This is a genomic window from Nonomuraea roseola, from assembly GCF_039535395.1.
GTDB lineage: Bacteria > Actinomycetota > Actinomycetes > Streptosporangiales > Streptosporangiaceae > Nonomuraea > Nonomuraea roseola.
Genome location: NZ_BAAAXC010000015.1, coordinates 1,458,340 through 1,479,245, shown reverse-complemented (window position 1 = coordinate 1,479,245; position 20,906 = coordinate 1,458,340). Strand labels below are relative to the sequence as shown.

The 20,906-nt window shown below is 70.4% G+C and carries 18 protein-coding genes; 8 read left to right on the top strand and 10 right to left on the bottom strand.

What is annotated here, in order from left to right:
* Positions 1 to 48 precede the first annotated feature (48 nt).
* The 4 genes from ABFX55_RS29905 to ABFX55_RS29890 all read right to left on the bottom strand — a co-directional run bounded on the left by ABFX55_RS29905 (position 49) and on the right by ABFX55_RS29890 (position 3,555).
* On the bottom strand, positions 49 to 783 hold the full coding sequence (locus tag ABFX55_RS29905) for a DUF4097 family beta strand repeat-containing protein (protein WP_346126072.1): 735 nt from the start codon (positions 781 to 783) through the stop codon (positions 49 to 51).
* 79 nt (positions 784 to 862) lie between these two features.
* A complete protein-coding gene (locus ABFX55_RS29900) occupies positions 863 to 1,681 on the bottom strand; it encodes an LLM class flavin-dependent oxidoreductase (protein ID WP_346126071.1) in 819 nt (272 codons plus the stop codon).
* A 67-nt stretch (positions 1,682 to 1,748) separates the two neighbouring features.
* Complete coding sequence (locus ABFX55_RS29895) at positions 1,749 to 2,090, bottom strand: STAS domain-containing protein (protein WP_346126070.1); 342 nt, start codon at positions 2,088 to 2,090, stop codon at positions 1,749 to 1,751.
* Between the two features lie 28 nt (positions 2,091 to 2,118).
* Entirely contained in the window at positions 2,119 to 3,555 is a 1,437-nt protein-coding gene (locus tag ABFX55_RS29890; protein ID WP_346126069.1) for an LCP family protein, read from the bottom strand.
* Between the two features lie 66 nt (positions 3,556 to 3,621).
* On the opposite strand from ABFX55_RS29890, the gene ABFX55_RS29885 reads away from it, so the two are divergent.
* Positions 3,622 to 4,644: a glycosyltransferase family 2 protein gene (locus tag ABFX55_RS29885; protein WP_346126068.1), complete on the top strand. Its 1,023-nt coding sequence runs from the start codon at positions 3,622 to 3,624 to the stop codon at positions 4,642 to 4,644.
* A gap of 46 nt (positions 4,645 to 4,690) precedes the next feature.
* Here ABFX55_RS29885 and ABFX55_RS29880 read toward each other — a convergent pair whose 3' ends face one another.
* The gene (locus ABFX55_RS29880) at positions 4,691 to 6,073 is read right to left on the bottom strand and encodes an SDR family NAD(P)-dependent oxidoreductase (protein ID WP_346126067.1); all 1,383 of its coding nucleotides are present in this window, start codon (positions 6,071 to 6,073) and stop codon (positions 4,691 to 4,693) included.
* Between the two features lie 107 nt (positions 6,074 to 6,180).
* On the opposite strand from ABFX55_RS29880, the gene ABFX55_RS29875 reads away from it, so the two are divergent.
* The 6 genes from ABFX55_RS29875 to ABFX55_RS29850 all read left to right on the top strand — a co-directional run bounded on the left by ABFX55_RS29875 (position 6,181) and on the right by ABFX55_RS29850 (position 12,161).
* Entirely contained in the window at positions 6,181 to 7,638 is a 1,458-nt protein-coding gene (locus ABFX55_RS29875; RefSeq protein ID WP_346126066.1) for a CDP-alcohol phosphatidyltransferase family protein, read from the top strand.
* Entirely contained in the window at positions 7,635 to 8,258 is a 624-nt protein-coding gene (locus ABFX55_RS29870) for a DUF5941 domain-containing protein (RefSeq protein ID WP_346126065.1), read from the top strand. The genes ABFX55_RS29875 and ABFX55_RS29870 overlap by 4 nt, the downstream gene beginning before the upstream one ends.
* 292 nt (positions 8,259 to 8,550) lie before the next feature.
* Positions 8,551 to 9,282 (top strand): phosphocholine cytidylyltransferase family protein, encoded by a 732-nt coding sequence (locus ABFX55_RS29865; protein ID WP_183650078.1) that lies wholly within the window; start codon positions 8,551 to 8,553, stop codon positions 9,280 to 9,282.
* 28 nt (positions 9,283 to 9,310) lie between these two features.
* Positions 9,311 to 10,351: an iron-containing alcohol dehydrogenase family protein gene (locus tag ABFX55_RS29860; RefSeq protein ID WP_346131299.1), complete on the top strand. Its 1,041-nt coding sequence runs from the start codon at positions 9,311 to 9,313 to the stop codon at positions 10,349 to 10,351.
* Positions 10,329 to 11,096, top strand: coding sequence for a CDP-alcohol phosphatidyltransferase family protein (locus ABFX55_RS29855; protein WP_346126064.1), 768 nt, complete (start codon positions 10,329 to 10,331; stop codon positions 11,094 to 11,096). Before ABFX55_RS29860 ends, ABFX55_RS29855 begins: the two co-directional genes overlap by 23 nt.
* A gap of 180 nt (positions 11,097 to 11,276) precedes the next feature.
* Entirely contained in the window at positions 11,277 to 12,161 is an 885-nt protein-coding gene (locus ABFX55_RS29850; protein ID WP_346126063.1) for a glycosyltransferase family 2 protein, read from the top strand.
* Here the strand turns inward: ABFX55_RS29850 and ABFX55_RS29845 are convergent, their stop codons facing one another.
* The 5 genes from ABFX55_RS29845 to ABFX55_RS29825 all read right to left on the bottom strand — a co-directional run bounded on the left by ABFX55_RS29845 (position 12,162) and on the right by ABFX55_RS29825 (position 18,770).
* Entirely contained in the window at positions 12,162 to 12,878 is a 717-nt protein-coding gene (locus ABFX55_RS29845) for an acetoacetate decarboxylase family protein (protein WP_346126062.1), read from the bottom strand. It abuts the gene before it with no gap.
* An 82-nt stretch (positions 12,879 to 12,960) separates the two neighbouring features.
* Positions 12,961 to 13,872, bottom strand: coding sequence for a glycosyltransferase (locus tag ABFX55_RS29840; RefSeq protein ID WP_346126061.1), 912 nt, complete (start codon positions 13,870 to 13,872; stop codon positions 12,961 to 12,963).
* A 108-nt stretch (positions 13,873 to 13,980) separates the two neighbouring features.
* A complete protein-coding gene (locus ABFX55_RS29835) occupies positions 13,981 to 15,210 on the bottom strand; it encodes an acyltransferase family protein (protein ID WP_346126060.1) in 1,230 nt (409 codons plus the stop codon).
* Between the two features lie 242 nt (positions 15,211 to 15,452).
* A complete protein-coding gene (locus tag ABFX55_RS29830; protein ID WP_346126059.1) occupies positions 15,453 to 17,075 on the bottom strand; it encodes an LCP family protein in 1,623 nt (540 codons plus the stop codon).
* Between the two features lie 246 nt (positions 17,076 to 17,321).
* Positions 17,322 to 18,770: a hypothetical protein gene (locus ABFX55_RS29825; RefSeq protein WP_346126058.1), complete on the bottom strand. Its 1,449-nt coding sequence runs from the start codon at positions 18,768 to 18,770 to the stop codon at positions 17,322 to 17,324.
* Between the two features lie 131 nt (positions 18,771 to 18,901).
* Here ABFX55_RS29825 and ABFX55_RS29820 point away from each other — a divergent pair, with 131 nt between their 5' ends.
* Positions 18,902 to 20,899 carry a hypothetical protein gene (locus ABFX55_RS29820; RefSeq protein ID WP_346126057.1) on the top strand — a complete coding sequence of 666 codons (1,998 nt, stop codon included), beginning with the start codon at positions 18,902 to 18,904 and terminating at the stop codon, positions 20,897 to 20,899.
* Positions 20,900 to 20,906 lie beyond the last annotated feature (7 nt).

The window sequence follows — 20,906 nt, the reverse complement described above, 5'->3', positions numbered from 1 at the left end:
AAGGTACCAGGCGCTGTGCGGCATCTGTCGGACCGCCCCGGCGGACGTCTACGTCCGGGCGACGCGCACGTCTCCGTCCTCGCTTCTGGCGACGATCGTCCTGGCACTGGACCTGCCCGCGTCCTTGAGCTCCGTGCGGGAGCGGCCGTTGCGGCTCACCGCGATGATCCCGTACTCGCCCTCGGGCACCGCCACCGCCACCCCGCCCGAGCGTGACTGCGTGTCCACCTTGCCGGGGGGAGCGGCGAAGCCGACCGTGATGTGGCCTTCGCGCGAGCGCGCCCTGACGTCGGCCGAGCGGGTGGCCCTCGACTTGATCGCCCCCTCGTGCGTGCGCAGGCGCAGCGCGCCGGACAGTCCCTCGGCGACGATGTCGCCGCCGGTGGTGGAGACCGAGACGTCGTCGGCGAGCCCGGAGAGCGTCACCCGCTCGTCGCCCCCCTCGACGACGAGATCCACCCCCGGCGGCAGGTGGACGGTGTAACGGGCGGCGCAGGTGTCGAACACGACCGTGCAGTCGGTGCCGAGCGCCAGCGTGCCGCCGGCCAGCTCCCACCTCGACCTGCCGGGATCCTTCGCCACGCCCTGCAGCCAGCGCTCCACCTTCACCCCCGAGGCGTCGCCGGGGACCACGCGCAGGCCGCCCAGGCCGGCCTTGATCGTGAGAGCCGTCCCGCTGAGCGGGAAGGTTCGGGCCTCGTGCCGCTCGGTCCTGTCGAGCTGGAAACCGCAGGCGCTGAGGCTGATCAGCCCCGCCACGGCCAGTGCCGTCATCCGCTTCATGACAGCGATCGTGTCGCCGATCTCCCTCGGTGCTATCGGCCATCCGGACGATCTGCCATCGGCCGATCGTCCAGAGCGATCACAGGGCGGACAGCACCTTCTCGACATGGGCGAGCGGGTCGTCGCCGACGGGCCGCAGTACGACGGTGTCCGCGCCCGCCGCCCACAGTGCCTTGACGGCCTCGGCAGCCTGCGCGGAGGTGCCCTCGGCGGCGAACACCTCGGAGGGGTCGACCGACAGGAACTCCGCCGCGCCCGCCCTCTGCCCCTCCAGGTCGGTGGTGTCCCCGACGCACAGGTGGGTGAAGACGATCAGCTCGTGCTCACCCGAAGGCGAGATCTGCTCCAGCATCGGGGCGATCGAGCCGGGACCGAAGCCCTCGGGCAGGATCGTGCCCTGCGCCACCCTGCCCGACAGGGCCAGCGAGCGGGGGCCCTTCACCCCCGCCACGACCGGCGGCACCACCGCCGGCGGGTGCACCAGCCGCACGCCGTCGAGCCTGCCGCCGGTCACCGTCTCGCCGCGCAGCAGCGCCCGCACCGACGTGATCGTCTCCTCCAGCAGCGTCAGCGGGGACGGCGAGGCCGCGCCGACCTGGCGCATCCAGTCCTGCACGCCGTGCCCGACGCCGCCGACGAAGCGTGCGGGGAAGAGCCTGGCCAGGTTGGCGAACTCCATCGCCAGCAGCATGGGGTTGCGCAGCGGCGCGGGCGCGATGCCGAGGCCGACCCGCAGCCGCGAGGTGACGGCGAGCGCGGTGGCCGCCGAGGTGAGGCCGCCGGTCCAGCCCAGATCCTCCACCACCCAGAGGTCGTCGACCTTCGAGTCGAGCGCCCGCGCGAACGGGACCAGCCGCTCGGGTGGCAGGTCGCGGTCGAACATCACGCCAAGCCTCATAGGGACCCCCTCCAGTGTCGACGCGTCACCATCCTGGCGGATGGAGATCGCGTGCGCGCGGCGGGGGTCAGGCGGCGAGGGTCTGGCGGGCGCCGTCGACGGAGTCGGTCAGCTCGAAGTGGCGGTCGAGGTTCGTGATCGCCAGCAGATGCGGGATCATGCCGGAGCCCACCACGAGGATGAGCCGCCCGTGCATCTCCTTGACCCTGGTCAGCGTCGAGACCAGCAGGCCCAGGCCCACCGAGTCGCAGAACGGCACCTCGGTCAGGTCGATGGCGAGCTGAGGGCCGTGCATGGGCGCCAGGACCTGGTCGAGCTCCTCACGTAGCCGGGGGACGGCTGCCATATCCAGGTCACCTATTGCTTGAACCAGCGCGAAACGACCATCCGTCCATGACCTGACCACCATGGTAGAAAACTGCCCAAGAAGCGCCGTGTTATCCGTCTTTCTTGCAGATGTTCTGACTTGCCGTCCTTGTGGTGGGCGTGACCTGCGGAGAGGGTGAGGTGGACGGCGACGTGGCCGTCTTGGGCCTGCCCACCTTCGGCTGGTCCTGGCCCACGACGACCTCGATGCCCTTGACGTCGGTCCGCTTGAGCTCGGCCCCGGGGATGGCCGCGGCCACGGTCTTGGCCGACGCCTCCATGCCCTCGCCGTAGCGCACGACGGTCTTCGCGAAGTCCTTGCGCGTGGTGTTGCCCGGCTCGCCCGGCACCTTGAACCCGGCGTCCACCAGGCCCGCCTTGGTGCGCGCGCCGAGCCCGCTGATGAGCGTGCCGTTGAGCACCTTGACCGTGATCTGCTCCGGCGGCACGGTCCTGAGCGACTGCGTCGGCCTGACGGACGGCTTCGGCGCGGGCTTGGCGAGGTCCTGGTCGGCGGCGATGCGCCGGAACAGGTCGGCGGCGCGTGCCTTGTCCCAGAGCACGGCCGACTCGCCCGTCGGCGTCTTGAAGTTCACGTCGGCCAGGGGCACGCTGGCGAACTTCACGTCGTCGAGCGAGACGTCCTTGAGCTGCTCGACCAGCGGCACGAGCCCGTCGTCGGGATCGACCTTGATCGTGGCGAGCGAGGAGTTGACGAAGGAGATCAGGTTGGCGGGGTTGGACAGCGCCTTGCTGAGCATGGCCGAGATGACCTGCTGCTGGCGGTCGATGCGGTCGAGGTCGGAGCGGGCGGTCGCCCTGGTGCGGGCGTAGCCGAGCGCCTTGGCGCCGTCGAGCGCGTGGGTGCCCGCGGCGAGGTTGAGCCCCGTCTTGGGGTCGTTGATCGGCACAGGCGTGCAGACGGTCACCCCGCCGAGCCTGTCGACCACGTTCACGAAGCCGAGGACGTTCACCTCGATGTACCGGGTGATCGACAGCCCCGTCGCCTGCTGCACGGTCTGGCGGGCCAGCTTCGCGCCGCCGAACTGGTAGGCGGAATTGATCTTGTGCTGGCCCTTGCCGGGAATGGTCGTCCAGGTGTCGCGCGGAAGGCTGACGACGGTCACCTTGCGGTGGTCCTCCGACAGGTGGATGAGCATCATCGTGTCGGTGCGCTCGCCCACCTCGCGACCGAGCTTGAGCCTGTTCTGCTCCTTGCGGGTGAGGTCGTCGCGCTTGTCCACGCCGACCAGCAGGATGTTCATCGCCCCGTGCGGCGCCTGCTCGGTGCCGCTGAGCCCGGCGTCGACCGAGCCGATCTTCTGCGGCGTCGCCCACACCCAGCCGGTGCCGGCCAGGACGAGCGCCGACATGGAGCCGGCGACGATCAGATTGCGCCGCCTCGCCCTCGCGCCCCTGCCGGGTTTACGCGGAGGTCGGCGTCCGGCGAGCCTGACGCTCCCTGGAGCGTCACCGCCCACGACGACGCCCGCGTCATCCTCCTCCAAGGCACCCCTCCAAACACCGCAGGGATTGCTCTCCTCCCCTCGTCGTACAGTAGCGTGAGGCCCGCCATGAAGCAGTTCCCCGACTCGCCCGCGCAGCCCGCGTTCCCTCAGACGCGCGCCTGGCCGGCGATCTCCGTCGTGATGCCGATCCTCAACGAGGAAAGGCACCTGCGCGAGGCCGTCGACCAGATTCTCGCCCAGGCCTACCCAGGCCCCATCGAAGTCGTGCTCGCCGTCGGGCCCTCACGCGACCGCACCCAGGAGGTGGCCGACGCGATCGCGGCGGCGGACCCCAGGGTGACCGTGGTGGCCAACCCGACCGGGCGCACCCCCAACGCGCTCAACGCCGCCATCGGCGCCTCCCGCCACGAGATCATCGCCAGGGTCGACGGGCACGCCATGCTGCCCGACGACTACCTCAGGGTGGCGGTCGAGACGCTGGAGGAGACCGGAGCCGACAACGTCGGCGGCGTCATGGCGGCCGAGGGCGTCACCGCCTTCGAGCAGGCCGTCGCCCGCGCGATGACCTCCAAGATCGGCGTCGGCTCGGCCGCCTTCCACGTGGGCGGCACGGCGGGCCCCGCCGACACCGTCTACCTCGGCGTGTTCAGACGCTCGGCCCTGAAACGGGTCGGCGGCTACGACGAGCACTTCCAGCGCGCCCAGGACTGGGAGATGAACCACCGCATCCGCGAGAGCGGCGGCCTGGTGTGGTTCCAGCCCAGGATGCGCGTCACCTACCGGCCGAGGCCGAACCTGCGGGCCCTGGCCAAGCAGTACTTCCACTACGGCAGGTGGCGGCGCGTCGTGGCGCGCACCCACGAGGGCACGATCAACCTGCGCTACCTCGCCCCGCCCGCCGCGGTGGTCGCGATCGCGGCAGGGCTGCTGGTCTCGCCGTTCTTCCCGCTCGCACTGATCATCCCGGGCGGGTACGTGCTGGCGATCACCGGCGGCTCGATGGTGACCGGCAGCGGGCTGCCCGCGCGGGCCAGGTTCGCGCTGCCGTTCGTCTACGCGGCCATGCACCTGTCGTGGGGCTGGGGCTTCCTCACCAGCCCTCGCAAGCTCGCCAGACCTCCGCGCTGACCTTCCCGCCACCTCGCCGACCCGGCCCCTCCACCACGGGGCCGGGTCACCCGTCGTCGGCGAGAACGTCGACGACCTGACCCGTCAGGCCCGAGGCCAGCACCCCTACCGAGGTCACGGCGACCGCGCGCGGCGAAGGCAGGGCGTGCGGCTCCTGCCCAGAGGCGCCCACCGGCGTGCCGGGACGACAGGGGTTGACGCAGTTCACCCTGATCCCCTCACCCTCCCACTCGTCGGCCAGCGCCCGCGTGAGCTCGACGACGGCGGCCTTGGTCGCGGAGTAGAGACCGTGTCCCGCCTGCCCGCGCCGTGGACCGGGAGCGGTGTAGAACAGCAACGCGCCACCGCTCTCCCTGAGATAGGGGTGGGCTGCGCGTGCCACGTTCACCGGGCCGAGCACGTTGACGTCGACGGCGCCGGCGACGACCGCCTCAGAGGCCTCCGCCAGCCTGCCCACGTGCAGCACCTCGGCGGCGTTGACCACGAAGTCGACGCTGCCCACCTCGGCCAGCGCCTTGGCGACCGAGGCGGCGTCCTCCACGCGCACGCCGTCCAGCGAGCGGGAGAAGGAGCGCACGACGGCGCCGTGGCCGCGCGCGAGCTCGGCCACCGCGGCGCCGATCCCTTGGCCGCCGCCGAAGACGACCACGCTCCTGCCGTCGAGCGCCTCGCGCAGGGCGTCCTGCGAGGGCAGGGGAGCCGCGGAGGCCGCCAGTTGGAAGAGCCGCTCGGCGATGTGCACGTCGACGGGGTGGGTGACCTTGATGTTGCGCTCGCTGCCTGGCACGACCACGATCGGCACCTCCGGCAGGTACCGCAGCACCACGCCGCAGTCGTCGGTCGCGGGCCGCAGCGCGAACCCGGGGTCGGCGAAGGCCCGCTCGTACGCCTCGCGGATCACCGACAGCCTGAAGCCCTGGGGCGTCTGGACGCGACGCAGCCGCGACCGGTCGGGGACCTCCCTGACGACCTCGCCGCCGGGGCCCTGCGCCGTCACGACGATCGTGTCCGAGCTCGGGATGGCGACCTCGACCGCGCTCGCCTCCTTCAGCGCCTCGACACACTCCGTGATGATCCGGGGCTCCAGCAGCGGCCGTACGGCGTCGTGGAGGAGCACGTTGCACTCGGCGTCGCCCAGCGCCCGCAGCGCCCGCCAGGTGGTCTCGGAGCGGGTGGCGCCGCCCTCCAGGACGTGGCTCACCTTGCCGAAACCGCGCGCGGCGACCAGCTCGCCGACCTCGGCCGTGAAACCCGGGGTCATCAGCACGATGATCTCGTCGATCTCGGGCGAGGCGTTGAACAGGGCGAGGGTGTGCTCGATGATCGACCGGCCGGCGATCCTGATGAGCTGCTTCGGGGTGCCGAGCCCGACACGCTGACCGACGCCCCCGGCGAGGAGCACTCCCACAGTGCGCAGCCCAGATTTCATATAGCGAGCGTAACGGTCACGCGCGTCGCGGCCGCGCACTCGTGATTTGCGGTCAGGTGGTCGCTACGCTGGGCAACGCACTCCTCGTATCCGAAGGAGAACCGCGCGTGCCAGAATCCACGACCACCCGAGAGGGCCTCACGGCGGCGGCCGTGGTGCTCGCCACCACTCCGGCCGCCCGGCTGTCGTGCGCGGACGGCACCCTGCTCGACAGGGTCAACGACCAGCTGCTGATGCTGCCCGTGCGCGACGTGCACGTGGTGCCGCAGGGCGGGGGGCTCGGCGCCGACCTGCGCGGGGTGGCCAAGATCGCGCGTATCTCCACCGGCACGCTCGTGCTGCTGCCCGCCGACCTCGTCGCCCACACCGAGGCGCTGGCCGTGCTCGTGGAGCACCCGTCGCGCAACACCGGCGCGCTGGTCAGCGCCGACGCCACCGTCGGGCCGCTGCGCCCGCCCGTCAGGGTCGAGAACGGCAGGGTCGTGGCGGCCGGCAGCTCCTACCACCTCGTGCCCGAGGCCAACGCCACCTTCAGGGGCGTGCTGCAGGTCGGCGAGGCCGCCCTCGGCACCCTGGCCGACATCGCCGACGAGCTGGCCGAGCTCGCCGACACCGGCCGCCTCGGCCCCGTCACCCCGATCGAGGCGATCGACCTGCTGCTGGTCGGCCTCGTCCGCTCGGGCGTGAGCGTGCGCGCCGCCCAGCTCGGGCCCCTGCACGCCGACAGGGTGGCCGCCCAGTCGGCCGCCGACCTGGCCGTGACCCGCCTGTCCGACGTGGACGAGGTCAGGGTACGGCTCGAGACCGCGGTCAAGGTCGACGACGGCTTCTTCGCCACCTTCTTCGTCAGCTCGTGGTCGCCGCACCTGGTCCGGCTGGCCGCGAGGCTGAAGCTGACGCCCAACGCGGTGACCGGCATCTCGGTGGGGCTCGCGGTCCTGGCGGCGGTGTGGTTCTCGGAGGGCACCAGGGGCGCCCAGATCCTCGGCGCGGCGCTGGTGCTGCTGTCGTTCGTGCTCGACTGCGTGGACGGCCAGCTCGCCCGCTACACCCGCACGTTCTCACGCCTCGGCGCCTGGGTCGACGCGATGGCCGACAGGCTGAAGGAGTACATCGTCTACGTCGGCCTCGCCATCGGCTACTCCGCCGGTCACGACGCCGCCAACGGAGGCCCTGAGGGCATCTGGCGGCTGGCGGTGGCGGCGATGATCCTCCAGATGCTCAGGCACATGGTCGACTTCTCCTACAAGGGCGCGGTGACCGACGCCAGGCGCGTCGGCGCCACGTGGGCCAGGCCGCCGAGGTCGCTGCTGGAGTCGGAGGACGTCCGCCGTTCCGCCGTGCCGCGGCGGGGAGTGCTCGGGCTCGCGCAGCGGCTCGAGCGCGAGACGGTCGCCCGCTGGATCAAGAAGATGATCGTCCTGCCGATCGGCGAGCGCATGGCGCTGATCGCGATCACCGCCGCGTTCTTCAACGCCAAGGTGACCTTCACCGCGCTGCTCGCATGGGGCGGGCTGGCCCTGCTCTACCAACTCGTCGGCAGGATCGCGAGGTCCACCTCATGATCTCGGTCCACATGGTTCCCGTACCCCGCAGCACCGTGGTCGCCTACCGCGACGACGGGCCGTTCTCGCGCGGCATGGGCGCGCTCGTGGCGGGCCAGCTGCCGCCGCTGCCGCCCGCGATCGCGGGGGCGTTCGTCACCGGCATCCTGCTTCTGGTCGGCGTGGGCGGCACCGACGGGCTGGCGGTGTTCGCTCCCGCCGTGGCGCTGCTGCTGGCGGGGCCCGGCAGCTCGCACCCGCACGACGGAAGGCTCGACTGGTTCGTCCCTCCGATCCTGCGGACCACCGAGTACGTCTTCGTCGCCGCCGTCTGCTTCGGCCACGACCTGCACCCAGTGATGATCTTCGCGCTGCTCGGGGCGATGGCCTTCCACCACTACGACCTGGTCTATCGCATCAGGCAGCGCGTCTACCCGCCGCACTGGCTGGCCACCGCGGGTCTCGGATGGGACGGACGCATGCTGGTGGTGGCGGCCGGTGTGATCATCGGCCAGATGACCGCGGTGTGCGTGCTGCTGACGGTCTACCTGTGGTGCCTGTTCGGCTGGGAATCCATGACGTGCTGGCTCGCCGCCCCTCGCTCCGGGGTGGACGCGGCCGACACGGGAACTCCCGACTGAGGCCGCGTTGGCGTTGGGATCGGGTTGATCCTCGCTCACTCCCGCCGAGCTCCTTCGCCCGTGTTCGACGGTCGCGACCGCTCGGCGCTCGTTGGCGTCGGGTTGATCCTCGCTCACTCCCGCCGAGCTCCTTCGCCTGTGTTTGACGGTCGCGACCGCTCGGCGCTCGTTGGCATCGGGTTGATCCTCGCTCACTCCCGCCGAGCTCCTTCGCTCCGGATTACACGATCAGGCCCTCCAGGCAACTAACCTTTGGGGTCTTACGTAGTCATGCTCGACTGAGGAGTGCACGTTGCTGGGAATGGTGCTGGCCGCCGGGGCCGGACGACGCCTGCGGCCGTACACCGACACGCTGCCCAAGGCGCTCGTGCCGGTCGACGGAGAAACCACGATCATGGACATCTCGCTGCGCAACCTCGCGGCGGTCGACCTGCGTGACGTGGTGATCGTGGTCGGATACGCGGCGCAGGCCGTACAAGAGCGCAAGGCCGACTTCGAGCGGCGTTACGGCGTGAAGATCGAGCTCGTGCACAACGACAAGGCCGAGGAGTGGAACAACGCCTACTCCCTGTGGTGCGCGCGCGAGCACTTCGCGCAGGGCGCGCTGCTGGTCAACGGCGACACCGTGCATCCGGTCTCGGTCGAGGAGACGCTGCTGTCGGCTCCGGTCACCAGCGACATCCTGCTGGCGGTCGACGACGTCAAGTCGCTGGCCGACGAGGAGATGAAGGTGACCCTGCGCGACGGCTCGCTCCAGCGCATCACCAAGCTCATGGACCCCGCCGACGCCTACGGCGAGTACATCGGCGCGACCCTCATCCGCCCCGGCGCCGCGCAGAAGCTCGCCGACGCCCTGCAGGCCACCTTCGAGCGCGACCCTCAGCTCTACTACGAGGACGGCTACCAGGAGATGGTCGAGCGCGGCGAGCAGATCCACGTCGCGCCGATCGGCAAGGTCGAGTGGGTCGAGGTCGACAACCACGACGACCTGAACAAGGCCCGCGACATCGCCGCCCGTTACTAGGGGAGGCTAGATGCCGCTTCTAGCGAGGATGCTGCCCGCGCCCCTCACCATCGAGGTACGGCGGGGCGCGGTCGCGCAGCTCGGCGCGCTACTGGCCGACAGCAGGGTGGCCACCTCAGGCAGGGTCGCCGTCGCGGTCGGCCCCGGTCAGGGTGACCACATCGAGGGTCTCATCGCGCTGACCCTCTCCGAGGCGGAGGTGTTCCGCGTCGCGGACGGCTCGGTCGACGCCGCCGTCTCGCTCGGCGCCGACCTGCGCAAGGGCGCCTACGAGGTGGTCGTGGGCGTCGGCGGAGGCCGCACGATCGACGCCACCAAGTACGCCGCCTCCCTGGCGGGGATCCCGATGGTGGCCGTGGCCACCAACCTCTCCCACGACGGCATCTGCTCGCCGACCGCCTCGCTGGTCTACGAGGGCGGCAAGGGCTCCTTCGGGGTGCCGATGCCGCTGGCCATCCTCGTCGACCTCGACTTCGTGCACGCCGCTCCCGACGCGCTGGTCAGATCGGGCGTGGGCGACGTGGTGAGCAACCTGTCGGCGATCGAGGACTGGCAGCTGGCAAACGTCGAGCGGGGCGAGCCGATCGACGGCCTGGCCTGCTCGATGGCGCGCACCTCGGCCGAGGCGCTGATCGGCCGCAAGGACTCCATCGAGTCCGACGCGTTCCTGACCGTTCTGGCCGAGTCGCTGATCCTGTCAGGCATGTCCATGGTGATCGCCGGCTCCTCGCGTCCCTCGAGTGGCGGAGATCATGAGATCCTTCATGCCGTGGATCAGCTCTTCCCCGGCACGTCCAACCATGGCGAGCTCGCCGGGATCGGTGCCGCCTTCTGCTTCTTCCTCAGGGAGGACCAGGGCAGGCTGACGCAGGTGGTCGACTGCCTCAGGCAGCACCAGCTGCCCGTCACGCCCGGCGACATCGGCCTCAGCGTGGAGCAGTTCACCGAGGCCGTCATGCTGGCGCCCTCCACCCGTCCAGGTCGCTACACGATCCTCGAGCACCTGAGGCTTTCCGAGTCAGAGGTTCGCGATCGGGTGGAGAGCTATGTCCGGGCCTTCGGTAGCTGAGCTGCGGGCGGTCGCCCAGCCCGCCGGCCACCTCGAGCGGAGGAACGGCGAGCACTGGGCCGGCGTGCTCTACATGCGCAGGCTCTCGCTCCGCGTCACCTGGCTGCTGACCAGGACGTCGGTCACGCCCAACCAGCTGACCTGGGTGATGACGGCGGCCGGCGTCGTGGCGGGTGTGGTGCTCGCGCTGCCGGGTCTGTGGGCCGCCGTGGGTGCCGCCCTGCTCGTCCAGGTCTACCTGCTCCTCGACTGCTCCGACGGCGAGCTGGCCCGCTGGACGGGAAAGACCTCGCTGACCGGCGTCTACCTCGACAGGGTCGGCGCCTACTTCACCGAGGCCGCGCTGCTGGCGGGGCTCGGCTGGCGGGCCTCGAGCGTCCTGCCCGACTGGTACACCGTGCTGGGGTTCGCCGCCGCGCTCGGCGCGATCCTCATCAAGGCCGAGACCGATCTCGTGGACGTGGCGCGGGCCAAGGGCGGTCTGAAGACCGCCACCGAGGACTCCGCCGGGCAGATCCGCTCCGGCCTGCTCGGGCTCGGCCGGCGGGTGCTGGGGGCGACGAAGTTCCACCGGATCGTGCAGCCGATCGAGCTGTCACTGCTCGCCCTGGTCGCGGCCGTGATCGACCTGGTCCTCGGCGATCTCACCGCCTCGAAGGTGCTCGTCGTGGCCTGCGCCGTGGCGGCCGCACTTCAAGTGATCCTCCATCTGGTGAGCATCCTGGCCTCCAGGCGGCTAGCGTGACTCGGAACCGTCGGGGCGCCGCGCCCGTCGAATTGATCAGACGCCCTCCGTTCGGTGGGGGTTCACTGACGGTTCCGATACTCTTGTCTTCACCAATCCGGATATGGCATACCCCAGCAGACTCGGTGATCATGAAAGAATGCTCCGCTCGTGCTCTCGACGCGTCAAGGCGATGACCCGTTGAAGATCTCGTGCGTCATCCTCACCATGGGCAACCGGGTCGCCGAGCTCAACCGGGCGGTCGAGTCCGCGCTCAACCAGGTCGACGGCGACGTCGAGGTGGTGATCGTGGGCAACGGGGCCGACGTTCCCGACGTGACGGCGACACCGCCCGACGGCTCCGCGGCGTCGGTGAAAACCGTGCGGCTGGCCCACAACACCGGTATTCCCGCTGGTCGTAACCGCGGGGTCGAGGAGTGCTCGGGCGACGTCGTGCTGTTCCTGGACGACGACGGCTGGTACGCCAACCAGAAGGTCGTCGCGCACGTGCGTGACCGCTTCGCCACCGAGCCCGACCTCGCCGTCATCTCCTTCAGGGTGATGGACCCCGACGGCGGCATCGGCCAGCGCCGCCACGTGCCGCGCCTGCGCGCGGGCGACCCCGAGCGCTCCTCACCCGTCACCACCTTCCTCGGCGGCGCCTCGGCGATCCGCAGGTCGGCCTTCCTGCAGGTCGGCGGGCTGCCCGAGCGGTTCTTCTACGCCCACGAGGAGACCGACCTGGCCTGGCGGCTGCTGGGCGAGGGCTATCGGATCGAGTACGACGCCGAGACGGTCATGTACCACCCGCAGGTGCCGCCGACCAGGCACGCGGAGTTCTACCGGCTCAACGCCCGCAACAGGGTATGGCTGGCGCGCCGCAACCTGCCGTGGCCGCTGGCCGCGCTCTACCTGCTCGACTGGGTGGTGCTGACGCTGGTGCGCGAGCGCCGCTCGGGCGTGGCGATCAAGGCGTGGTTCCAGGGGTTCGTCGAGGGTCTCCGCACCCCCGCCGGTGAGCGCAGGCCGATGGCCTGGCGCACCGCCTGGCGCATGGTGAAGCTGGGCCGTCCGCCGATCGTGTGATCAGGCGGCCTCCGCCGTACCGAAGGTCATGGAGGCGCGCAGGGTCGTGGACATCAGCGCGCGCTTGGGCAGGCCCAGCTCGCTGAGCTCCTTCGCGATCGGATGGTTGCCCAGGCGGATCAGCGCCCCTCCGGGGCGCACCCGCATCCCTCGCGCCCACATCTTGGCGGGAACGCGCCTGGTGACGCCGTCCTGGTGGGTGTAGGCGGTCAGCGGGGTCGCCGCCGCCGCTCCGGGCACCGGCACCCCCGGCCTGACGAGCATGTCCACCACCAGCCGCCCGTCCTTGCGCAGGATACAGCGCTTGTACGGCGACGACAGCCGCAGCTCGATGTCGGCCAGCTCCTTGGGGAAGCCCCAGAGCGTGCGCCCCGCCTCCAGCGTGAAGCCCTGGTCCACCGGCAGCCAGTGGACGAAAGCGCCCGCGTTCCTCAGCGTGGCCAGCCCCGTGCTCCTAGCGCGGGAGGCGTCGGGCGGCCTGACCAGGAAGGTGACGCCGAACTCGTGGTAGGAGTCGAGGTCGCTGTCGCGGTACTCGACGAACACCAGCGTGCAGACGGCTTTGCCGGGCAGGACCTCGGCCACGTCGAGGCCGGAATAGGCGATCACGGCGCGGGCCGCGTCGGCGCGGACGGGGTACATGGCGCTGCAGACGGTGGCGTCGGTCACCCTCACGGGCATGGTGATCGTACGTCCCTGGATCAGATGCGAAGCCATGCCTCCAGTACATGTGACCATCGCGCCGCCGTCCACGTCTTCAGGGGATGTCACCATTTGAACCGCCAGGGCGTCCGGCGCGTCAGACGGCCAGTTCGTGGGCGACACCCGCCCACGACTCCAGCCGTGCGGTGAACGAGGCGGCCTGGTCGGGCCAGTGGTGGCGCAGGCGGGCGAGTGCGTGCCCGTTGGCCGCCAGCGCCGTCCGCCGTACCGGGTCCTCCCTGAGATCCAGGACGGCCCCCAGGGCCGCCTCCACGTCCCCGTACGGCACGACGGCCCCGCACCCCGCCTCCTCCACCACAGCGGCGGCGGCGGGCGTTGTGACGACGGGAACGCCGCGCCCCATGTAGTCGAGGACCTTGGTCGGCGGCCTGGAGGACGGCTCCCGCCACAGGCAGAGCCCCGCCAGGGCGCCCTCGGCCATGCGCAGGGCGTGCCTGTTGGGGACGTAGCCGAACCAGTCGAGCAGGCCCACCCGCTGGGCGTCCCTGAGGATCGGCCTGACCTCCCTGTCGGCGGCGCCGATCAGGTCGAGCCTGATCCCGTGCGGCGCCAGCCGCCCCGCCAGCTCGATCAGCTCGTTGACGCCCTTGGCGGTGGTCAGCCTGCCGAGGTGGACGACCCGGGTGTCGCTCACGGGCAGAGGGGAGTCGGCGACCTGGGTGGCCTCGGCCGCCGCCGGTTCGAGGACGCGGTGCAGCCGTCCGGCCCTGGCCACGAGCCTGCGGCCGAGCGCGCTCCTCGGCTCGTCGCGCACGTCGAGCACGACGGGCGGATGCCGGTAGGGCAGCGCGAGCAGCAGTTCGGCCTCGTGCACGATCAGCAGGTCGGCGTCCTTGAGGCCGCGCCTCAGCGCCGTCCGCGCTCGGCCGCCCCTGCGGACGTCGACCGCGGTGATCGGCGGGATGGGTGTGACGTTGAAGTGGGTGAAAGGAGCGACGTAGGTCACCTCGTGGCCCGCGTCGAGCAGCGCCCTGATCTGCCTGTGCATGATCCGGGCGTCCTCGGGATGATGGAGGGTTGTTGCGACGCAAACGCGCATATAGGCGATGGTGCGCGGCTATGCCATCACCTGCGTGAATGCGGGGGGAACTGCCGTTTAACTTCCCGAGGGACGCCGGTAGAGCCAGGTCAGGCGCGGCTCGAGCACCCACTTGAACACCGTGCGCGTCTCCGGCAGGCACAGCACGATCGCCAGGGCGAAGCAGCTGGCACTGATCGCCAGCACGCCCAGCGGGCCGTGCAGCCACGGCAGGTCGAGCCAGCCCTGCTCCTTGGCGATCAGGACGGGGATGCCGTGGAGGAGATAGGCGTAGAGCGTGCGGGTGCCGAGGTCGGTGTACCAGGTCTCGCTGCGCGGCACCAGCGCGAGGAAGGCGAAGCACATCGCCAGCGAGGCGATCAGCAGCCCCATCTTCAGCCCGAGGCCCATGTACCAGGACAGGTCCATGTCCTGGAAGCTGTGCTTGAAGTAGAAGGGCTTGAGCGAGTACTTGCTCTGGCCGAGGAAGATGGCCACCCCCGCGGCGCCCAGCAGCGTCACGGCCGAGAGGATCTTCACCCACACACGGTTGAGCATCTCGAAGTGCTCGGGCTGCATGACCAGGCCGATCACGAAGAACGGCAGGAGGCCGAAGAAGCGGTCCATGCTGAAGTCGCCGGAGATCTGCGAGAACCCGGCGAACAGGTAGATGGCGATCGCCACGGGGACGGGATGCTTCATCCGCTTCCACACCGGGGTGGACAGCCGCCAGAACAGCAGGGCGAGCAGGTACCAGTTGAGCCAGGCGGGGTCGATGATCGTGAGGCTCCACTTCTGCCCGAGGGAGAAGCGCAGCGCGGCGTAGCCGACCTCCACGATCACGTACGGCACGACGAAGGTGTCGACGAGCTTGTTCGTCTTGGCGTTGGAGTTCCAGAAGTTCCTGGACAGGTAGCCGCTGACGATGACGAACAGCGGCATGTGGAAGGTGTAGATGAAGATGTAGAGCGACTTGGAGGAGTCGGCGTTGAGCGTCGGCACCAGCGAGTGGCCCACGACCACGAGGGCGATCAGCAGGAACTTGACGTTGTCGAGGTAGGGCTCGCGCTTGCGCGGCGCGGCCTTGGGCTCTTCCTCGGGCTCGGCCTCGGGACGCTCCTGCGTGCCCTCGGCGCCCCAGAAGGAGGCCTCGGGCGCCTGCTGGCCCCATCCCTGCGGGGCCGGCGCCGCCTGCGGCCACGGGGCGCCCACCCTCTCCGTCTCGGCAGGTGGCGCCTCGGAGGCGGCGCTCTGGCTGCCGTTGCTCCTGGGGGCCGAAACCGGGAAGGACGATCGGGTGTCACTCACGGGGGAGACGCTCAGCTATCTCTCGGGGCCGGGGGTCGCTAGCCACGTTAGCGAGGGCGGCTTGCACACGGCTGGCAAGGCGCCGACTCGCGTTCGCGATCTGACAACCCTAACGGCCACTGGGGCCGATGTCGCTGCGGAGACTGGAGAAACGGACGGAATCCACAGGGAATCCGGAGGTTGACCAGCTCCGCAGAAACCAGTCAAGAACGGCTCATACAAGCCGTGGTCGACGGGACTGGTCAGGCGCAGATGTTCTTGGTGTCGGCGGAGATGCCGGTCTCCTTGATGGACTCGGGGATCTCGGTTCGGACGCCAGTGAAGTCGTCGCCGATCAGCAGCTGGATCACCGGGGCCTTCTCGGCGCCCTTGTCCGTGCCCTTGTCCGCGACGCTCTGGGTGGTGCCGGCCGCGGTGAACGGCTGCGGGTTGGTGACCTTGACCTTGCCCTTGGTGGAGGGACGCTTGGTGCCCGACAGCTTCGAGGCGAGCACGCTGGCGTAGTCGGGGCCGGTGGTGTCGCGCTTGCCGTACAGCAGCAGGGTCTTGGGCTGGCTGGTGCCCTCGGCGGTCAGGGCGTTGCCGGTGCCGACCACGTCGAATCCGAGCTCGGCCAGTTGCTGGGCGACCTCGCCCGCCTTGCCCGCCGTGGTCGTGCCGTTGATCACCTGGATCTTGACCTGCTCGACCTTGGGCACGAACTTCTTGGCCGTGGGCGCGGGCTCAGGGAGCGCGGTGTCGTTCTTGATGGCTTCGAAGAGCTTGGGCGCGCGGGCGGGGTCCCAGACGACCCTGTTCGAGTCGGCGGGGTCGGGCAGGACGGGAACCGTGTAGAACTGCACCTTGCTGGCGGTCAGCGACCTGGCGCTCTGGGCGACCTCCAGGAGCTTGTCCGGGTTGCCGGCCAGCTTCTCGTCCATGGTGACCGAGGAGGAGGCCGCGCGGATCAGGCCGAGCAGGGCGGTGGGATCGCTCAGGATGCCGCCTTCGGTGATCTTCTTGACGACCTGGCTGGCGAAGAGCTGCTGGCGCTTGATGCGCTCGAGGTCGCTGTGGTTGCCGTAGGCGCGCAGGCGGACGTAGCCGAGGGCCTGCTCGCCGTTGAGCGTCGACCTGCCGCGGGGCAGCTTGAGCTTGGACTTCTTGTCGTCGACCGGGTTGGCCAGGCAGACCTCGATGCCGTCGAGGGCGTCGACGATGGCCTTGAAGCCGTTGAAGTCGACCTCGACGTTGTGGTGGATGCGGATGTCGGTCAGGGTCTCGATCGTGGTGATCGTGCAGGCGATGCCGCCGCGGTTGTAGGCGGAATTGATCATTCCGCGCATGGGCGGCAGGACCTGCTTGCTGCCCTCGGCCTCACACTGCGGGATGTCGACCATCGAGTCGCGGGGGAAGCTGATGAGCTGCGCCTTGTCCCTGGCAGGGGAGATGTGCATGAGGATCATCGTGTCGGTGCGCTTGCCCGAGTCGATCCTGGAGTCGGCCTGGCCGTACCTGGCGTTGCCCTCGCCGTGGCGGGTGTCGGAGCCGACGATCAGCACGTTGAGCGCGCCGGTGAGGTTGGCGGGCCGTGGGTTGCGGATCTTGTCGTCGGGGGTGGTGACGCCGACGCCGGCCAGCGCGCTGCGGTAGAAGGTGTAGCCGGTCAGCGATCCCGCGACCATCAGGCCGGTCAGGGCGATGCTCGTCCAGGCCAGGCCGCTCAGCTTCCTGCGCCCGTCGTCGCCGCCCCTGCGTCCTCGTGGCTCCTTCGGAGGGGGCGGTGGGGGCGGGGATGCGGCGGCGGCTCTCCTGGAGGACCGGAAACCGGGGGAGGTCGGCGCCACCAGACGGTCCTGGACGCCACCGCTCCTGTGGTTGCTCATACGATCTCCTCACCCAGTCGGCGTGGAGCCCGCAGTCGGCTTGCTTCGCACAACGGCCTCCTCGTCCGGAGATTCGGAGCCCGCGTCGTGCTGGCTCGGTCGATCGCTCATCGCGCCACGAGACTAGGACACCGCAAGCGTTGCGGGAGCCAAGAACGACCCAAAAGGTCGTGACCCGGGCGTGATGATCCAGTCCCAGAGCATACTCAGAGTCGGACATTTCATGGAATGTAGACGTGAAAAACTTTACGTTACGCGCCTGATGCAAAGTGCCGCAGCCAGACAGGCCAACGGGACGGCGGGCAGCGTGTAGCGGTAATCGAACTCGGCGACCGCGGGCGGCACGACCAGCAACACCCACGCCGTTGACCAGGGCAGAAGCCATGCGCCCTGATAGCTCCTGCGCCTGATCGCGACGGCGAGCGGCACCGCCAGCAGCACCAGCAGCACGGTGCCAGGCAGGCGAACGACGTCCTGGTAGGCGCGCATCCAGCCCGCGAACGGCTCCACGATCGCGGTGCCGATTGGCCCGTTTTCGTATTTTTGTGCGAATTCCGCGCCACGTTGAGCGGGATATCGGCCGGGCGGCGCGGGCGGTTTCACAGGAAACTCGTAGTAAGCGTAGATTTCCGCGTCAGGATAGACGGGCCTGCCCAGCGTGAACGTGCGCGCCAGCTCCGACAACACCGAACCGAGATAGTCGAGCGGCTGGCTGCGGATGGCCAGCATCGCGAACCTTCCCGCCAGATCGTCGTTGGCCTCGGAGAAGGTGATGTCGGGCAGCTTCACCAGGGGCGCGTCCTTGGCCCAGATGTACTCCTGCGAGGGCGGCCTGTCCTCCGGCGGGCGCGGGTCGCACAGCACCGCCAGGTCGGGCGGCGGATCCATCGTCCCGCAGTCGGCGAAGGACATCGTGCGCGCGTAGAGGAAGACCCCGTTCGCGCCGACGATGCCGACCCTGTCGTAGGTGGCGTGGAACCAGAGGCCGTAGGCGAGCACCGGCAGGAGCGCGGCGGCCGCGGTGATGCCCGCCAGCGCGATCCTCCTGCGTAGCAGCAGCCAGGCGCACAGCACCACGATGAGCGGCTGGCCGACCGTCCTGGTGAGGGAGGCGCAGGCGAGCAGCAGCCCGACGGTCAGCGCCGTACGCCAGGTGAGCCTCCTGCGGATGGCGAGCACCACCGCGGCGACGACCAGGAAGGTGAACAGCGCGTCGGAGACCAGCAGGTGTTCGAGCTCGATCTGGTAGGCGTCGAGCAGCACGGGCGCGGCCGCCAGCGTGGCGGCCCACCTCGGCACCCTTCGCGCGGCCAGATAGATCAGCACGCCGGTGGCCAGGCCGAGCAGGTGCTGCACGGCGGTGACGGCGGCGAAGCTCTGGAACGGCTGCAGCAGCTTGAGGAAGAAGGAGTAGCCCGCGGGCCGCACCAGATCCGGACGCGGGTGGAAGACGGTGACGATGTAGGTGTAGGAGTCGGGGAACCACAGCGCGGGCCTGTAGCCCAGCATGGTGACCACCCTGAGCAGGGCGCCGACGCCGAACACGCCGACGAACCAGCGGTGCCTCCGCAGCCTCGGCAGCACCTTGGCCGCCGTGGCCTGCCGCCACCCCTCGCTCGACCGCCATGTCGCGACCGCGGTGTCCCTCGCCGTCATGGCCTGCTGCCTGACCCAGGCCGACCGCCCGGCTTCCACCCCGCGTGCCCTCCCCGTCCCGACGCCCAGGCCACGGCCGGGCGCAGCCCGACGCCTGCCGTACGCTACCGGCTTCCACGGCGGATGCCGCGCCCGGCCGTCGGCGGCGTTGGATACTCTCGCGATCACCGATGAGACTCGCCTGGCTCGAACGCACGCGCAGACCGTCGGCGGGCAGGGTGCTCGCCGTCGCCTCCGTGCTGCCCGTGCTCGCGGTGGCCTCCTGGCTGCTGGCCGGGCTGCCGCTCCTGCTGGCCGGGTGGTTCAGGCCGCTTCCCACGGTGATCCTCGCCGCGGCCGTCCTGGTGGTGCTGTGCAGGGTCGCGCTCACCCGGCTGCCTGACCTCGACGCCACCGCGCGGCAGGTGGGCGGGGTGTTCGGCGTCGCCCTGTTCTCGCTGGTCTTCAACCTGGTCATGCACGGCGAGCAGCTGATCGTCCGCCGTGACCCCGCCACCTACGCCCAGTACGCGATCTGGATCGCCAGGCACGGCTCGCTGCCCATCCCGCGACAGGCCGAGGCGTTCGGCGGGGACGACCCCGCGCTGTGGTTCCGCAGCATGGGCTTCTACGACGCCGACGGCGCCGTGGTGCCCCAGTTCCTGCCCGGCCCGCCGATGCTGTACGCGGCGGGGGAGTGGCTGGGCGGGCTGCTGTTCACGCCGCCCGTGCTCGGCGCGCTGGCCACGCTCGTGCTGGCCGGAGCGGTCGCCAGACTGACGGGCGCCCGCTGGGCCGCGCTCGCGGCGCTGACCTTCGCGATCAGCATGCCCATCCTCTACACCTCGCGCGCGACCTTCAGCGAGATCGCCTCCCTGATCCTGATCTTCGGCGGCGTCGCCCTCCTCCACGACGCCCTCCGCGACAGCGCGGGACACTGGGAGAGGGCCGTGGCCGGGCTGGTGTTCGGGCTGGCCGTGCTGGTGCGCATCGACGCGCTGCGCGACGTCCTGCCCGTCCTGGCCTTCGGCGGCCTGCTGCTGGCGCTGCGCCGCGGCTTCTCGCTGCTGGCGGGCCTGGCGGCGGGCGTGGGGCTCGGATTCGTGGCCGCGTGGGCGTTCGCGGGCCCGTACCTGGAGTATCTGTCGCGCTCGGTGGGCCCGCTGCTGCTCATCTGCGGGGTGGTGGTGGTGCTGACGGCCGTCGGCACCGCCATGGCGGGCAGGCTGTCGGGGCTGCGCCTGCCCAGGCGGCTGCCCGAGATCGGCGCGGGCCTGGTCGCGCTGGTCATGCTGGGCCTGGCCGTACGGCCGTGGGTCCAGACCGTCCGCCGCGAACCCACCACCGACGAGGACTGGCTGACCTACGAGTTCCTCCGCGTGACGCAGAAGAACAACGGCCTGCCGGTCGACGGCACCCGCCTCTACTTCGAGGACTCCCTCTACTGGGTGATCTGGTACGTCGGCGTGCCCGTCGTGGTCTTCGCCACGCTGGCGGCCGTGGTGCTGGTCAGGCGGCTGCTGCGCGAAGGGGCTCCGTTCGAGTGGCTGCTGCCGCTGGCCATCATCGGCTGGACCACCGTCACCACGCTGCTCAAGCCCGAGATCACCCCCGACCATCCGTGGGCCTCGCGCCGCCTGGTCCCCGTCGTGATCCCCGGCCTGATCATGCTGGCCGTCTGGGGGCTGGCCTGGACGCGCGAGCGGCTCGGGCGCGGCGGGCGTGGCACGCGCTGGTTCGGTGGCGCCGCCGCCGTGCTGCTCCTGGCGCCGGTGGCCGTCACCTCCATCGGCACCGCCTTCACCCCGATCGAAAGGGGCGAGCGCGCGGCCGTCCAGAACCTGTGCGCGAGCCTCCCCTCCGACGCCTCGGTGCTGATCGTCGAGCGGGTCACGGCCGAGCGCTTCACCCAGGTCGTCCGCGGCACCTGCGGGATACCGGCGGCCCAGGTGCGCAGGTCGCCGTCGAAAGACACCCCTTCGAGCGGGGACGTCCTGCGCCTGATCGAGGGCGTCAGGAGGGCGGGGCGGACGCCCGTGCTGCTGGCCGCGGAGCCCGGCCAGCTCTCCAGGTACGGCCCGCCGCGACACGTCATCGCCCTCGACACCCGCCAGGACGAACGCTCCCTGGTGAAGCCGCCTGACGGCACCTGGCGCCTGGTGGTCAATGTCTGGATGTCCCTGCCCTGATCACGTC

What these genes read in the sequence shown, in the direction of transcription:
- ABFX55_RS29830 (WP_346126059.1), bottom strand. Translation starts at nt 17,075, where the DNA reads ATGAGCAACCACAGGAGCGGTGGCGTCCAGGACCGTCTGGTGGCGCCG.
- ABFX55_RS29905 (WP_346126072.1), bottom strand. Translation starts at nt 783, where the DNA reads ATGAAGCGGATGACGGCACTGGCCGTGGCGGGGCTGATCAGCCTCAGC.
- ABFX55_RS29900 (WP_346126071.1), bottom strand. Translation starts at nt 1,681, where the DNA reads ATGAGGCTTGGCGTGATGTTCGACCGCGACCTGCCACCCGAGCGGCTG.
- ABFX55_RS29870 (WP_346126065.1), top strand. Translation starts at nt 7,635, where the DNA reads ATGATCTCGGTCCACATGGTTCCCGTACCCCGCAGCACCGTGGTCGCC.
- ABFX55_RS29845 (WP_346126062.1), bottom strand. Translation starts at nt 12,878, where the DNA reads ATGGCTTCGCATCTGATCCAGGGACGTACGATCACCATGCCCGTGAGG.
- ABFX55_RS29880 (WP_346126067.1), bottom strand. Translation starts at nt 6,073, where the DNA reads ATGAAATCTGGGCTGCGCACTGTGGGAGTGCTCCTCGCCGGGGGCGTC.
- ABFX55_RS29860 (WP_346131299.1), top strand. Translation starts at nt 9,311, where the DNA reads ATGCTGCCCGCGCCCCTCACCATCGAGGTACGGCGGGGCGCGGTCGCG.
- ABFX55_RS29840 (WP_346126061.1), bottom strand. Translation starts at nt 13,872, where the DNA reads ATGCACAGGCAGATCAGGGCGCTGCTCGACGCGGGCCACGAGGTGACC.
- ABFX55_RS29895 (WP_346126070.1), bottom strand. Translation starts at nt 2,090, where the DNA reads ATGGTGGTCAGGTCATGGACGGATGGTCGTTTCGCGCTGGTTCAAGCA.
- ABFX55_RS29885 (WP_346126068.1), top strand. Translation starts at nt 3,622, where the DNA reads ATGAAGCAGTTCCCCGACTCGCCCGCGCAGCCCGCGTTCCCTCAGACG.
- ABFX55_RS29855 (WP_346126064.1), top strand. Translation starts at nt 10,329, where the DNA reads ATGTCCGGGCCTTCGGTAGCTGAGCTGCGGGCGGTCGCCCAGCCCGCC.
- ABFX55_RS29820 (WP_346126057.1), top strand. Translation starts at nt 18,902, where the DNA reads ATGAGACTCGCCTGGCTCGAACGCACGCGCAGACCGTCGGCGGGCAGG.